The sequence below is a fragment of the Paraburkholderia sp. J11-2 genome (assembly GCF_905220185.1).
Taxonomy (GTDB): Bacteria; Pseudomonadota; Gammaproteobacteria; order Burkholderiales; family Burkholderiaceae; genus Paraburkholderia.
Genome location: NZ_CAJMYY010000005.1, coordinates 261,311 through 276,115, shown reverse-complemented (window position 1 = coordinate 276,115; position 14,805 = coordinate 261,311). Strand labels below are relative to the sequence as shown.

General features: G+C 60.7%; 12 protein-coding genes. 9 read left to right on the top strand and 3 right to left on the bottom strand.

Annotated features, from left to right (window positions below; genetic code table 11):
* Positions 1-72: 72 nt before the first annotated feature.
* Positions 73-1,059, bottom strand: a complete 987-nt coding sequence (locus U5A57_RS09715; protein ID WP_321910266.1) for a VTT domain-containing protein — start codon at positions 1,057-1,059, stop codon at positions 73-75.
* A gap of 187 nt (positions 1,060-1,246) precedes the next feature.
* Here U5A57_RS09715 and U5A57_RS09710 point away from each other — a divergent pair, with 187 nt between their 5' ends.
* Positions 1,247-2,146 (top strand): LysR family transcriptional regulator, encoded by a 900-nt coding sequence (locus tag U5A57_RS09710; RefSeq protein ID WP_321910264.1) that lies wholly within the window; start codon positions 1,247-1,249, stop codon positions 2,144-2,146.
* Positions 2,147-2,432: 286 nt separating this feature from the next.
* On the top strand, positions 2,433-4,613 hold the full coding sequence (locus tag U5A57_RS09705; protein ID WP_321910262.1) for an FUSC family protein: 2,181 nt from the start codon (positions 2,433-2,435) through the stop codon (positions 4,611-4,613).
* A 53-nt stretch (positions 4,614-4,666) separates the two neighbouring features.
* On the opposite strand, the gene U5A57_RS09700 is transcribed toward U5A57_RS09705, so the two are convergent.
* A complete protein-coding gene (locus U5A57_RS09700; RefSeq protein ID WP_321910260.1) occupies positions 4,667-5,398 on the bottom strand; it encodes a GntR family transcriptional regulator in 732 nt (243 codons plus the stop codon).
* Between the two features lie 366 nt (positions 5,399-5,764).
* Between U5A57_RS09700 and U5A57_RS09695 the strand changes: the two genes are divergently transcribed.
* The 7 genes from U5A57_RS09695 to U5A57_RS09665 all read left to right on the top strand — a co-directional run bounded on the left by U5A57_RS09695 (position 5,765) and on the right by U5A57_RS09665 (position 13,598).
* On the top strand, positions 5,765-7,081 hold the full coding sequence (locus U5A57_RS09695; protein ID WP_321910258.1) for an aromatic ring-hydroxylating dioxygenase subunit alpha: 1,317 nt from the start codon (positions 5,765-5,767) through the stop codon (positions 7,079-7,081).
* 57 nt (positions 7,082-7,138) lie between these two features.
* Positions 7,139-8,575, top strand: a complete 1,437-nt coding sequence (locus U5A57_RS09690) for a glutamine synthetase family protein (protein WP_321910256.1) — start codon at positions 7,139-7,141, stop codon at positions 8,573-8,575.
* Positions 8,576-8,604: 29 nt separating this feature from the next.
* Positions 8,605-8,928 carry a 2Fe-2S iron-sulfur cluster-binding protein gene (locus tag U5A57_RS09685; RefSeq protein WP_321910255.1) on the top strand — a complete coding sequence of 108 codons (324 nt, stop codon included), beginning with the start codon at positions 8,605-8,607 and terminating at the stop codon, positions 8,926-8,928.
* Positions 8,929-8,932: 4 nt separating this feature from the next.
* Positions 8,933-10,189, top strand: a complete 1,257-nt coding sequence (locus U5A57_RS09680; protein ID WP_321910253.1) for an NAD(P)/FAD-dependent oxidoreductase — start codon at positions 8,933-8,935, stop codon at positions 10,187-10,189.
* Entirely contained in the window at positions 10,186-10,971 is a 786-nt protein-coding gene (locus U5A57_RS09675) for a gamma-glutamyl-gamma-aminobutyrate hydrolase family protein (RefSeq protein WP_321910251.1), read from the top strand. The genes U5A57_RS09680 and U5A57_RS09675 overlap by 4 nt, the downstream gene beginning before the upstream one ends.
* 2 nt (positions 10,972-10,973) lie before the next feature.
* The gene (locus U5A57_RS09670; RefSeq protein WP_321910249.1) at positions 10,974-11,945 is read left to right on the top strand and encodes a LysR substrate-binding domain-containing protein; all 972 of its coding nucleotides are present in this window, start codon (positions 10,974-10,976) and stop codon (positions 11,943-11,945) included.
* A gap of 288 nt (positions 11,946-12,233) precedes the next feature.
* On the top strand, positions 12,234-13,598 hold the full coding sequence (locus U5A57_RS09665) for an MFS transporter (protein WP_321910247.1): 1,365 nt from the start codon (positions 12,234-12,236) through the stop codon (positions 13,596-13,598).
* A gap of 518 nt (positions 13,599-14,116) precedes the next feature.
* Here U5A57_RS09665 and U5A57_RS09660 read toward each other — a convergent pair.
* Positions 14,117-14,710 carry a DUF4863 family protein gene (locus U5A57_RS09660; RefSeq protein WP_321910246.1) on the bottom strand — a complete coding sequence of 198 codons (594 nt, stop codon included), beginning with the start codon at positions 14,708-14,710 and terminating at the stop codon, positions 14,117-14,119.
* Positions 14,711-14,805 lie beyond the last annotated feature (95 nt).

The window sequence follows — 14,805 nt, the reverse complement described above, 5'->3', positions numbered from 1 at the left end:
GCGTCGAGTGGCCGCCTGCTGAAGGCGGTCGTTAGCAAAAAGGCTCGGTCGCACTCAAGCGATTTCGGGCCTCTATTTTTGCTGCTTTATCTTTGTCTCAATGCCACGCCGCGCGTCCAGGCACGAGGGGTCAGTGAACGGCTGCCTCACCGGGAAGCCCTCGCGTCGCCAGGCATCAATACCGCCGTGCAACGGCGTCACGTGGGTGAACCCCAGGCGCATGAAGCGTCGAGCCATCAGGGCGGCAGATATTTCGTTCGGGCAGGAGCAATACATCACCACCTGCTGGTTCCGCGGCCAGCCAGCGACGCTGCTATCCATCTTCTCAACGGACAGTACCCGCGCGCCAGGAAGACGGAACGGGTCGATTTTCCGGATTGCATTCGCTCGTGCATCGACAATGAGCAGCTCAGGCTGCGTTTGCGTGAGCGCATGCAAATCAGTGGGTGTAATGCGGGCCATGCGTAGTGCTTTGACAAGCGCGCGCCGGCGCCACCACCTGGCTGCCAGGTAGACGCCCAGCGTCGTGATGACCGCGAAGATGCCCGACCCGAACATGTCCAGCACGTGCAACAGCGAGCTGACATAAGGGGCACCCAAGGCGCCCAATAGAATGCCTGTCGCCGCCCAGACGAGCGTTCCACATCCGTCGAGTGCGAGGAAGGTCAATGGTTTCACGCCGCTTGCGCCCGCCATCGGGAGGGCAACGGTGGACATGCCCGGTACAAACTTCGAGACGAGCAGCATGCGCGCGCCCCAGCGCTCAAAAAAATGCCCGGTATTGCTGACACAGCTGTCTCGTGACAGCGAGAGTCGGCAGACTCCCTGCAACATATGCCGACCGAAATGTCGGCCAGACCAGAACCAGACTGTGTCCCCCAGCATGGCGCCCGATGCCGCGAGTGCTACCAGAAGCAAAACGGGTGTTTTCATTGTCGCGGCGCAGGCCCCGACAATGACGAGAATCGGGAATGCGGGTATCGGAAAGCCGAGGGACTCGATAAGAACGTTTGCGAACATGACTGCGGCGCCATGGGTCAAAACCAGGGTTTGCAGCATGACTAGCTCCTTTTCACGGCGGAGATTGGGTGGCCGGATTTTACGAAGTTCCATCGACGCAGAGGAGATGCGCTATGGGAAACAGAGTCCCTTTAGCCGCAACAGCGGACCGCGGTGAGGCGCTAAAATCGCGATGCACCGATGCCATCGGGACAAGGCCCATGGCCACTGAAAGTAGGGAGACGCGATGTCCATCGAACTGTCTGACATGCGGTTTTTTGTTGAGGCGATACGCTACGGAAGCATCACACGCGCATCGCTTGAGCTCGACATCCCGAAGTCCTCCGGCAGTCGGCGCATCACACGTATCGAAACGGAGCTGGGCGTGCAGCTCGTCAAGCGCACCACGCGCAAGGTGAACGCGACCGCTATCGGCAAGGCGTATTACGACCGGTGCGTGCACGTGCTCGAGGAGGTCGCGCGCGCCGAGCAGATGGTGACCGAAGAGCGCATGACCGTCAGCGGCCGGTTGCGAGTTGCCATTCCCTCGGAGCTTGGGGCGCACCGATTCGCCACGTGCTTTGCAGAATTTATGCAGGAGAACCCAGGTATTTCCATGGAAGTGGAGGCGGGCCCGGGCAGCCGGCTTGTGGATGTGGTCGCCAGCGACGTTGACGTCTGGATAAAGACCGGTGAGGTACCGGACTCCAACCTCATTGTTCGACGCCTGGGCGTGCTTGCCCGCTCGCTCTACGCGAGCCCTCTCTATCTCGAACGCCATGGTGAGCCCACGCGCCCCGAACAGCTTGAGGCTCACGAATGCCTGATGCTCGGAGACCAGCCGTATTCGCTCGAGCCCTGGTCGTTCACCCGCGACTCAGATTGCATCACACTCGAGCCCCCGAGCAACATGTGGGTTAATAGTCTCAGTGTGTTGCGCCAGTTGGCCGTGTCCGGCGCTGGTCTCGCCATCATTCCTGACATTCATGTGAAGCACGAAGTCGAGCGTGGTGACCTCGTAAAGGTGATGACCGACTGGTCACCAGAGCCCGTCGAAGTCAACCTGCTGATGTCGCATCGCGACCTGCTGCCCGCGCGTATTCGCTCGTTGGTCGACTTCATGGTGGTGAAGGCACAGACCTGGTAGCCAGATAGCGTTTTCCGATGTTCCGTCCCGGACAACATTGCGTTCCCGGGTAGTACCAATGGCCTTGTATGCGACCAGTTCCGCCGCGGGCCATATGCAGCGCACCGTTACGCTACGGCGTGCTCACGGGCAACTGACTGTTCCAGCCGGGTGTCGAATTCCCGCGCTTTTTCGACTCTAGAATTCGCAGCAACATCGAACGCGCAACGACTTCCGAAGCGCATTCGAGCGATTCGGAGACAGTCGAAATGAAGGGTCTTGCCAGGGTAACTGTGGGAGTTGCCCGATGAAATTGCGCCGCGTTCTCACGTCCGCTGAAAGCCACTTCATGGCCACGCATACTGCGTTGCTCGCATGGGCTCGGGGTGATGGCCTTACCTGGCTTCACATCTTCAAGACCGTGCTCGCCGCGTTGCTGGCCATGGGTTTGTCTATGCGGCTCGACCTGCCGTCGCCGCGCACGGCGATGGTGACCGTTTTCATCGTGATGCAGCCCAAGACAGGCATGGTGCTCGCCAAGAGCTTCTATCGTTTCGCCGGCACCATTATTGGTGCTGTCGTGACTATTATCATCACGGCTGTATTCGGTCAGGTTCCCGAACTTTTCCTGCTTGCCATTGCAATCTGGATTGGTTTCTGCACTATCGGCGCCGCGATGAACCGTAACTTTCGTTCATACGGATTTGTGCTCTCCGGGTACACGACAGCGCTCATCGGCATTCCTGCGCTGGCGCATCCGGACGGTGTGTTCCTCGCTGCGACCACACGGGTTTCTGAGCTGTCGATGGGCATTGTCTGCTCGGCGATTGTCAGCGCCATCGTACTTCCGCAACATGTGGCCGACACGCTGCGAGACGTCGTGCGCGCACGGTATTCGCGTTTCACGGAGCTCGTAACGGAAACCTTCTCGGGCGAAAGAGCGCCCGAAAGCGCGACAGACTTTCACGCTCGTTTTGCCGCCGATGTGGTCGCGCTCGAGACGCTGAGCAGTGTGGCAGTCTTCGAAGACTGGGGGGCACGTCGGCGCGCCGGGTGTGTCGCACGGCTCAACACGGAGTTCATGAACGTCTCGACGCGCTTTCAGGCGCTGCGTCAATGGCTTGGTTGGTTGCGCGGGCGGGGTAGCGCGGATGTGGTTATTGCCATCGAGGCCTGTCTTCGCGACGTGCCGCCGTTACTGGCTCTGCCTGACAACAATCCCGTGGGCACTGCGGCCGATGCGGCGCACACAGAAGCGCAAGTGCAGGTGTTCGTGGCCATCCTCCCGGGCAGGCTGAGCGACACACGCCAACGACTTGCGCACCTGCCTGATGATGCGCTCCTGGAGTTCGACACCGCCGCGGAGCTGCTGGAGCGCTTCATGGTCGAGATGCTCGCCTACACGCAGACCTATGCCTCACTCGCGTCGGAAACGGATACGCGCGAGCCGACGGCGGCGCGCTACATCTCGAAGACCAACTACGTGTCGGCGGCCGTTGCGGGCGTTCGCGCGGCCGCAGCGCTGTTGCTCAGTTCGGCGCTCTGGTACGAAACGGCGTGGCCGTCCGGCCCGGGTACGGTGCTCAATACCGCAGTCAACAGCGCGCTCGTGAGTACCATGCCGCAACCGACCGTGGGCGCCTGGCAGATGACCGGGGGCACGCTCGTGGCCGCCGTCATTGCACCTGTGATGCTCTTTGGCGTCTACCCGCGCATTGACGGGTATGTGATGCTGTGTCTCGTTCTTGTGCCAGTACTGATGTTTGGTGTCTGGACGACAACGCGCCCTGGCGGCATGGGTTTTGGCCTTGGCTACTGCATCTCGTTCTGCGTGCTAGCCGGACCGGACAACATGATGAACTACAACGTCGAAGGCACGCTGAACGACGCGCTTGGCCTTGTCATCTCGATGGTCATCGTGACCATGGCATGTGCCGTCATCTTCCCGACCGCGCGCCCATGGCTGCGCAAGCGGCTACTGCGCGACTTGCTGGACCAGGTGGTGGGCGCCTGCACCCGGCGGATGACGCGCGCGCGGCTCATCCTCGAGAGCCAGACGCGTGACATCGGCCACCAGCTCACTGCGCTCTCAATCGACGACCCTGAATTTCAGGCGACGGCTGCGAACTGGATGTTCACCGTGCTCGCCACCGGTCACGCCGTGCTCGAGCTGCGTGAGGAAATCGCAACCATCCCGCAGGCGTGCAATGACGCCGCATCCGCATGCCGGAATGCGGTCGACGGGATTGCCGTGCTGTTTGATTCGCCGAGGGCGGCTCACCTTGCTGCGGCGCGTGGAGCTGTCGCCCACGCGGTGAGTGTGGTGCGGGGAGCTGCACGCTGCAAGCGTGCGACGCGCGAGGCGCGTGCGAAGTTCGAGCGCATGTCCGGCTATCTGCACTTTATTCGAGTGACGCTGGCTGAGCTTCCAACGCCCGTGCACACGGATGCCCCGGCGTGGCTCCAGGCCTTTCTGGCCCGCCGCTGATGCGCGCCTATGCGAGGGCCCCGGCGACCGAGCGTCTGAGCCTGGATGTGAAACTACAGAACCGCGTCCGCGACCAGCTGCAGGGCGGGGGCGAGCTTCATGCAAAGTTCCGGGCTCTCCAACGCGTAGGTGAGGTTCCTCTGGGCAATCTGCACATGCTCCGAGGCCAGCGCTTGCGCCCGCGTACCCTCACCTTTTTCCAGCGCCTGTACGAGGCTGTGGTGCTGCTGGTGCGCCATGAACAGCCAGTTGCGGCCTTCTTCCAGTGCCGACTGCATCGGCAGCATTGCGCTCGCGGCAGCAAAGGGCAGCCGGTTATTCATCTCGATTGCGCGGATGAGAGCGGCATTGCCGGACGCCTCGACGACCAGATGGTGGAAGCGGTTGTTCATGTCTGTGTACACCGCGTAGTCGTCAAGCGTCAGTTCCTGCTTGGCGAGCAGGCGGTCGCCCGTACGCAGGCATTCACTGAGGGTGTTCGAGAGCTGGCGCGGCACTCCATGCTCGGCGACCAGGCGCGCGGCCATCCCTTCCAGGTGACCGCGGACCGCGATGGCGTCGGAAATCTCCGTGGCCGTGATGCGGCGCATCACGTAGCCGCCTGCCGGCGAGGGCTCGACCAGCCCTTCCTGCTCAAGGGTGGTAAGCGCAAGCCGCACGGGCGTGCGAGAGGCCTGCAGGCGCTCGGCAAGCGCCACTTCGGCCAATCGCTCGCCTGGCGCAAATGCGCCCTTGAGAATCAGGTCGCGCAAATAGACCAGTACGCGCTCTTGCTGGGATTCCATGCTCATCTCCCGCGGCCAGTCAGGCAGGCCACATCCAGTCTGTTTTCATTGCATACATTGTAGACCACGATTCTGACGAGTGTCGCCACGTGTTTTGTATTGTCTGATTAGAGTTTTTTGATGTATGCAACATGCGCAGGATACATAGTTTTTGCTGAGCCAGGGAAAGTCCTGGGTAAAGGCATTTAAGTCAATAAAATCAATATACTAGGCGAAAATATGCTTCATGGGTGATGCGTGATTTCCGTCGTGAATGTATGCAGAGATTGAAATTATGAATTCTGATGCGTATTCTCTGGTCTCAAGCGGTGACGCATTGCATACATCCTCTTACGCGCCGCATTCCTTCCCCACTGGAGAAAAGCCATGATGAGTTCCCAGCAAAACGACCTGATAACGCGCGTAGGCAAGGGCGCGGCCGCCGGTGAGCTGTTACGCAACTACTGGCAGCCAGTGGCGCTGGTTGACGAGTTGCCAGCCGAGCGACCGGTTCGCGCCGTGCGTCTGATGGGCCAGGACTTCGTCGTCTTCAAGGACGAACAGGGGGGGTATGGAATGCTCGACCGTGACTGTCCGCACCGCGGCGCCGACCTTGCGGCAGGTCGCCTTGAGGGCGGCGGCATCCGCTGCGCGTTCCACGGCTGGCTTTTCGACGCAAACGGCAAATGCCTGTCGACGCCGGGAGAACCTGTAGGCAGCACGCTGTGCAACCGCGTCCGCCAGAGTGCATATCCCATCGTCGAGCGAAGCGGCATCCTCTTCGCGTACATCGGCAAGGGCGAGCCACCGGCTTTCCCGAACTTCGACTGCTTCGCCGCTCCGGGTGAATACACGTTTGCCTTCAAGGGCCTTTTCGAGTGCAACTGGCTTCAGGCGCTGGAAGTCGGCATTGACCCGGCACACGCTTCGTTCCTGCATCGCTTCTTCGAAGATGAAGACGTAAGCGAGAGCTATGGCAAGCAATTCCGCGGCGCTTCGGCGGATTCCGACATGCCCATCACCAAGGTGCTGCGTGAATTCGAGTCACCCGAGATTCTCGTGAGCCCGGCCGACTACGGCCTGCGTCTCATTGCGAAGCGCGAACTCGGCGAAGAGCACACCCACGTTCGTGTGACCAACGTGGTGTTCCCTCAGGCCTTCGTGATTCCGATGAGCTCGGAAATGACCATCTCGCAATGGCACGTGCCCGTCGACGACGAGAACTGCTACTGGTACGCAATCTTCACGAGTTTTAGCGAGCCGACGAACAAGGAGCAGATGCGTGAGCAACGGCTCGGGCTGTATGAGCTGCCCGACTACACGTCGCGCAAGAACAAGCGTAACAACTACGGCTTCGATGTGAATGAGCAGAAGACAGAGACGTACACGGGCATGGGCTTCGACATCAACGTGCATGACCAGTGGGCAGTCGAATCTCAGGGCGTCATCCAGGACCGTACGCGAGAGCACCTGGGCACGACCGACAAGGGCATCATCGCGTACCGACGTCTGCTGGTCGACGCGATTGAGAAGAATCAGGCAGGTGAGAAGACGCTGATGGTCATCGATGAGGCGCAAGCAGCGCACCTCACGGGTCCCGCGTCCATCGACGGCATTGCCCCGGCAGACCGCTGGGATGCGTACTGGAAGGAGTTGGACCTCAAACGCCGAGCGGCAGCGCCCTGGCCGGCACCGAAGGCCTAAAGGCCATCCCCGCAACCTTTACGGAGCGCGCGGCTCCTCCGGCCGCGCGAAGCAAGCATGTCTTTCGTAGAAACCCATGGCCTGTGGACAGATGGCCAGCACAAAGCGTACGAGGCGTTGCTGGAGCGTCTGAAGAAAAGTGATATCCACGTGGTGCGTTTTTCGTTTCCCGACCAGCACGGACTTCTGCGCGGGAAGACCCTCGTTGTCGACGAGGCTATCAAGGCACTCAAGAGCGGCGTGACGCTCACGACCACGCTCTTTGCGAAGGACACCTCACACCGTACGGTGTTCCCCGTGTTCAGCACCGGCGGGGGCTTTGGCATGCCGGAAATGCAGGGCGCGGGCGACACGCTGATGGTCGCGGACCCCGAGACCTTCCGCGTTCTTCCGTGGGCGCCGCATACGGGCTGGGTGATGTGCGACGTCTACTTCGCCAATGGCAAGCCGGTGCCGTTCGGCACACGCCATCTGTTCCGCCGCGCGCTTGAGCAGCTCTCGAATCTAGGCTACGAGTTCATGTCGGGCCTCGAAGTCGAGTTCCACGTATTCAAGGTCGCCAACGCGAACATGAAGCTCGAGCATTCGGGGCAGCCAGGCACGCCGCCTGATGTTGAGCTGCTCTCGCACGGCTATCAGTACCTGACCGAGCTGCGATACGACGCCGTCGACGAAGTGATGGAACTGCTTCGCAAAAACGTCTCAGCGCTCGAGCTTCCCGTGCGCTCGCTTGAGGTCGAATATGGGCCAAGCCAGTTTGAGTTTACGTTTGCGCCGACGAAGGGTATTCGCAGTGCTGACGACATGATTCTCTTTCGCAGCGCGGTTAAGCAGATTTGCCAGCGTAACGGCTATCACGCGACCTTCATGTGCCGCCCGAAGATTCCGAACGTCGTGTCAAGCGGCTGGCATCTGCATCAATCCCTCGTCAACCGCTCGGATGGCAAGAACGCCTTCATCCCGACTCGCGATGGCGAGACGTTGTCGGCAGTGGGCCAGAAGTATCTGGCAGGCCTCCTCGCACATGCACAGGGCGCGACGGCCCTGTCCACGCCGACTATCAACGGCTACCGGCGCTATCGGCCATATTCAAACGCACCGGACCGCGCCATCTGGGGCCGCGACAATCGCGGCGTGATGCTGCGTGTGCTCGGCGGCCTCAACGACCCGGCCAGCCGCGTTGAGAATCGCGTAGGAGAGCCAACCGCGAACCCGTATCTGTACTTCGGCTCCCAGGTGTTCTCCGGCATGGAGGGTCTGCGCCGCAACCTGGAGCTTCCGCCGTCGGCCGACACGCCGTACGAAACAAAGGCTGATTCGCTGCCGCGCACGCTGAGCGACGCCATCGATGCGCTGCGCGCCGATGAGTGCCTGCGCGAAGGCTTCGGCAGTTCGTTCATCGACTATTTCTGCAAGCTCAAAGAAGCCGAGCTGGACCGCTTCAACCTGGAAGTCACCGAGTGGGAACACCGGGAGTATTTCGAAACGTTCTGATGGTGTCCCCATCGTAAAGGAGAGATGTCATGCCTATCGTCACTTACATTCTGCGCGACGGTGAACGCCTGGAGCTTGAGGTGCCCGCGGGCATCAGCGTGATGGAAGCCGCCGTCCACAACAACGTACGCGGCATCGATGCGGAGTGCGGTGGCTGCCTGTCGTGCGCGACGTGCCACGTCTATGTCGACGCGTCCTCCGTGGCCCAAATGCCGACGCCCGATGAAGCTGAACTCGAGCTGCTCGAAGGGGCGGCCACGGAGCGCCGGCCGGAAAGCCGCCTGAGCTGCCAACTCATCATGACCCCCGCGATGAACGGGCTGGTTGTGCGGATTCCCCAGAAGCAGGGCTGACACCATGGAAAAGACTCTTGTCATTGTCGGGGCATCCTACGCGGGCGCCCAGCTCGCCGCATCCGCGCGCGAGTTCGGATTTGGCGGAAACATCGTCCTGCTCGGCGACGAGCCTGACGCGCCTTACCATCGTCCGCCGCTCTCGAAAGGCTTCCTGACAGGTACCTATGCGGAGGACCGGTTGCCTTTGCGTTCGCAGGCGTTCTTCAAGGACGAGCGGATAGAGTGGATGCCGTCTACGCGTGCGACTTATATCGACCGTGCACGGCAGGAAATCGAACTGCATAACGGCGCGCGTATCGCTTACGACCACTTGGCCCTGACCACGGGGGCGCGCGTGCGCAAGCTCGACTGCCCGGGTGCCACGCACGAGGCGGTCCACTACCTTCGCGACCTTCGCGACGCCAGGCATCTGGCCCGGGCGGCGCAAACGGCACGGCGTGCTGTCGTCATCGGCGGCGGCTACATCGGTCTCGAAGCGGCCGCCTCATTGCGCCAGCAGGGGGTCAGTGTGACGGTCATAGAGACTGAGTCGCGGTTGCTCGCGCGCGTAGCGTCGCGCTGGCTATCCGAATATATCCTGTATGCGCACACGGACCGCGGCGTCGCGTTTGAGTTCGGGCGCAAGGTTGTTGGCGTGAGGCCGTCTAATGGCGGGGTCGCGGTCGAACTTGATGATGGCAGCCGGTTGCCCGCCGACCTCATCGTCGTGGGTATTGGCGTCATCCCGAACACGGAACTCGCCTCCGACAGTGGCCTGACGGTGGCGGGCGGCATTGCTGTTGACGCGTTCGCGCGCACGAGTGACCCGCTGATTTTTGCCGCGGGCGACTGCGCTTCTTTCGTGCCGCACTGGGCGCCAGAGGGCGCAGCGTGCCGCATCGAATCCGTGCAGAACGCCAACGACATGGCTAAGACGGCTGCTTCGGCCATCGTAGGTCGCATGGAGCCATACGGCGCGTTGCCGTGGTTCTGGTCGGACCAATACAACATCAAGCTGCAGATGGCCGGCGTGAATGCAGGATTCACGGAATTCGTGGTGCGTGGCTCGGTCGAGGACCACAAGTTCTCGCTCTTTTACTTCCGCGAAAAGAAGCTCATCGCCGTGGACAGCATCAACCGTCCGCAGGACCACATGCTTGCGCGCAAGCTGCTTACGTGTGGCGCGCAGCCCACGCTGGCGCAGGTTGGTGACCCCACATTCGACCTGAAGTCGTTTGAGACGCCGCCTGCAAATCAGCTCGCACAGGGAGTCGCATGATGTGCCCTGATGGACAGCGCCGTCCGATGGTTGGGCTGGTGTGCGACCGCTTCTTTGTGGGCGAGCACGACCTGCATAGCGTAAAGCACAGTTACGTGGGCGCCCTGATGTTCTGCTCGCGCGTGAGCCCCGTGCTGATTCCGGCCACAGAGGACATTGCCAACGTCGAAGGCTACCTCGATGGCGTGAGCGGCCTGCTTTTTCCAGGTGGCGCATCGAATGTCGACCCGCAAAGGTACGGCGGTGAAAGCTCGCCTGAGATGCACGTCGACCCGGACCGTGACCATGTGGCACTTGCGCTGATGCGCGGCGCGGCTGCGCGCCGCATGCCGTTTCTCGCCATCTGCCGGGGCTTCCAGGAAATGAATGTAGCTTTTGGCGGCAAGCTTCACGCCGACCTTCAGGTTGCGGGGCATGCGGCGAACCATCTCGAAGACCCTTATGAGGACCTGCAGACCCGCTACCGATACAAGCACGACGTCGACCTCGTGGTGGGTGGCAAGCTCGCGTTGTTCTCCGGCGCACATCGAGCCAAGGTCAATTCGCTGCACCGCCAGGGCGTAAGCGTCTTGGCCACGCCACTGACCATCGAAGCGCGCGCACCCGATGGTCTGGTTGAGGCCTGTCGGCTGGACGGGCATGACTTCGCCATTGGCGTGCAGTGGCATCCGGAAGTCAGCGCGATGTCTGACGTAATGTCGCGCACGCTCTTCGAGGCGTTTGGCGCGAGTTGCCGCAGATATGCCGCTAAGCCTCCCCTAAACAGGTTGCCCAGGGAGTAAGCATGTCCCCAGATAGCATTGACCTGAATCTGCTTCGCATCTTTGACGCGGTATTTGAAGAGCGCAATCTCGCGCTTGCTGGCAAGCGCGTGAACTTGAGCCAGTCAGCGGTCAGTCATGCGCTTACCCGGTTGCGTCAGGTCCTGAACGACGACCTATTCGTACGTACAGCCAAGGGCCTGCAGCCTACCGCGCGCGCGATGGGCATGGCGGGCCAGTTGCGCGGTGCCCTCCAGCAAATCAAGTCGGCGCTGGACATCGTGGCATTCGAACCGGCCAGAGCGCAGCGCAAGTTTGTCGTCGCGGCTAACGACTACATCACGTCGCTGTTGCTCGGGCGCCTTAGCCAGCGTCTGAATGCGGAAGCGCCGCTAACGGACCTGGTCATCCGGCCGTCGACGCGCCTTGACCTCGCGGGTCAGATTGATGTGGGTCGCATCGACATCGCGGTGGGCATCTTCTCGGACATTCCGTCCCGGTTCCGCTGGATGAAAGTCTGGGACCAGACAGATGTGCTGCTGATGCACCGGGACCATCCGCTCGCCGAGCAGCCGCTCACGCCCGACAGCGTGCTTGAGTATCCCCTTGTCGCCATCTCGCAGGGCGGAGAAGAAGAGGGGGCAGTGAGTGGCTTTATCTTCGAGCGCGGTCTTGCCAGACAGTCCGAGATGTTCAACCGGGCTGCGCTTAATCTTGTCTGCGCAGGGCAAAGCGAATCGCCGCGCGTGCGCGTGGCGATGGCGCATTCGCTGGCCATTCCCGCACTACTGCGCTTTAGCAACATGCTCGCGCTCGTTCCGTCCGCGCTAGGTCGCGAGATGGAGCGCAATAGCGAGCTGAAGATGCGTGCAGCGCCCTACGAGTGTCCACGCGAGGATGTTCGGGCGGTATGGCACGAACGTAGTGACAACGACGCGGCACTTCAGTGGCTAAGGCGTCAGATGGCTGACCTGGCCCGTCAAGTTCGCACGTGATAACGCACCTGAATTCGCACCGTTCAAGATGGATATGCAGAAATATCAACTTACTTCGGTATCTTAAGGGTATTTGATTAACGTCGCCAAACTGCCGCGAACGCGACAGATTAAGCAGTGAACCTCGCGTATTGCGCGGGCGGCCGAGCCCTGCATAAGGGACTGGACCAGAGAGCCTGCGCGATTTTCCCGGTTGCCGCAGATATTGACACACGCGAGCATCCCGTCGAAAGACATCTGAAAGAGGGCAGACCCGGTGACGCTTCAATCAAGACAAGCGAGGACGAAATGGAAAACACAACGACAGTCGACGTACGCGCACTCATCAATGAACACCCCTTTTCCGGCTATCAATGGCTGGTGTTTGCGATGTGCTTCATCATTGTGCTGATGGATGGCTTTGATACCGCTGCAATCGGTTTTATTGCGCCCTCGCTACTCGGCGAATGGCATTTGAGCAAGGCGGCGCTCGCCCCCGTTCTGAGCGCTGCACTTTTCGGCCTCGCGTGCGGCGCGCTGCTTTCGGGTCCCGTGTCGGACCGATGGGGACGGCGCGTCGTGCTCATCGGCTCAGTTTTACTGTTCGGCGTGGCGTGTCTGAGTTCGGGCTATGCGGCCAATCTCACCGAACTGACGGCACTGCGCTTTATTACCGGGGTTGGCTTGGGTGCGGCCATGCCCAATGCGGTTACGCTCATGAGCGAGTTCAGTCCCGACCACCGGCGCGCCACCATCGTCAACCTGATGTTTTGCGGCTTTCCGCTGGGCGCGGCGTTCGGAGGCTTTCTCGCCGCATGGATGATTCCTCAGTTTGGGTGGCGCAGCGTGCTGCACTTTGGCGGGGTGGTGCCCCTTCTACTGACCGTGCTACTTGTGTTTCGATTGCCCGAGTCGATTCGCTACATGGTCGCCCGCCAGCAGCCGGTTGAGAAGATTCGCAAGGTGCTGGTGCGCATCGGTTCTGCCGCGCATTTTGCGCGAAGCTTCGTCATGGAGGAGAGCGGCAATCATGCACCCGGCAGCAGTGGCATTCGCATTGTTCTCTCTCGCTCCTTCGTTCTGGGCTCAGTGCTGTTGTGGCTATGCTACTTCATGGGCCTTGTTATCTTCTACGGTCTCGTGAACTGGATGCCCGTGCTGCTCAAGGACGCTGGCCTCAGTCCGCAGCGTGCGGCCCTTATTTCTGCACTGTTCCCGCTTGGTGGCGCCGGCACCGTGCTGTGCGGGATGCTGATGGACCGATTCAATCCAAACCGCGTTGTCGCCACGGCATACGCACTGGGCGCACTCAGCGTCTTCGCTATTGGACAAGCTATTGGCAGTCTGGGATTGCTCGTCTGCACAGTCTTCGTCGCAGGTGTCCTCGTTAACACTGCGCAGGCGTCAATGCCGTCTCTGGCCGCTGCGTATTACCCAACCGCCGGACGCGGCACAGGTGTGGCATGGATGCTCGGTGTCGGCCGCTTTGGTGGTATTGCCGGCTCGTTTCTTGTAGCCGAGCTCTCGAGCCAACACATCAGTCTGTCGGGCATCTTCACGGTCGTGGCGATAGCTGGTGGCATATCGTGCGCGGCGCTGATGCTCAAGCAGGCAATCGGGTCGAGCGCGGTCGATGTAGAGCGTGCATCGAAGAAGGAATTTCTCGCACACTAGAACATGTTCCCGTGTGTTTGCGGGCCTCGCTGGTGGGGCCCCAGTTTTCGCTATGAACCGATTGATGGTGAGTGGGATTGTGCACATCTTGTTAAAGAAAAGTTCACGCGACGATGACCAATTGTTCCCATCTCACGAAGTCTGCGCTCGACGAAATCGGGCGGCGCATTCAGCGCATGTCTCCATACCTGATGCTGACCTTGGTCGAAGTGGCGGGCATGTGTGGGATAGTACGCGACAGTCTGCGGGGGCTAAGGAGGGGCGGCACTGAAGTTGGCCCGAGGGCTGAAAAACGCGCCTGGTGCGTCGCTGTGTCAAAAAACTTCCCAGCCGGCTCATCCCCGTAACTACGTCAACACATACATGGCATTGACATCTCGCGTTGCAGTTTCTGAATTCGGACCTTGGCAGACGGGTCTGGTGCGAGCCAATGTTCAACCAACAAACACAATGGCTGTGCTGCACTAACCATTTGCCATCCAACTTCGTGTCACTTGCGTCAAACTGCAATCACGTCATTAGGTATGCGTAGGCGGTGTCCATCCGGGCACGTCAGAAACTCCAACCTGCGGCGGCTCGACATCGTAGGCAATGCGGCCCGCGGGCAGGAAGAACAGAGCGATGACTGCGCCACCCTTGGCTTCCGGATAGTGGTGACTGCCTGGGGCCGGCGCTGTCCAGCCGCCGTAGCACCAGCCGCTTGGGCCCATCAGAGCGGCACCGTCGTTAAGAGCCACGACCATGTTGAACTCGCCATACGGGTGCGAGTGGTAGTCACCGCGGAAGCTCCCTTCAGGGTTATTCTGGGTGTTGTCGGTGCTGTCCATCAAAACCGCAGTGATGCTGAAGTAGAACGTCTCGGCAGACGGGGGGGCAAGTCGGGCGCGACGGTAGCGCGGGCCGCCGACTTCGACATCGGCTGCCCAGCCTTCCTTCACGCCCTGCACAATCAGACGCGACAGGTCCCGGTAAAACTCACTGTCTACGCCATATTTAGTATTCAACCATTGCTCGACGTCCGTGCTCGTCGTTACGTCTTTGACTTCCTTCAGAAAGGGAATGCATCTGGCTATAAGTTCATCTTTGCCAATTGAGTGTTGGGTTTGAGACATTTGGGTTCCTCCCTGTATTAAGCATCCTGAGCATTCGGCACGTGGAGCGTAGCACGCACGTATTTAGAGAAAATTTGCGAAGCCGGGATGAGTTG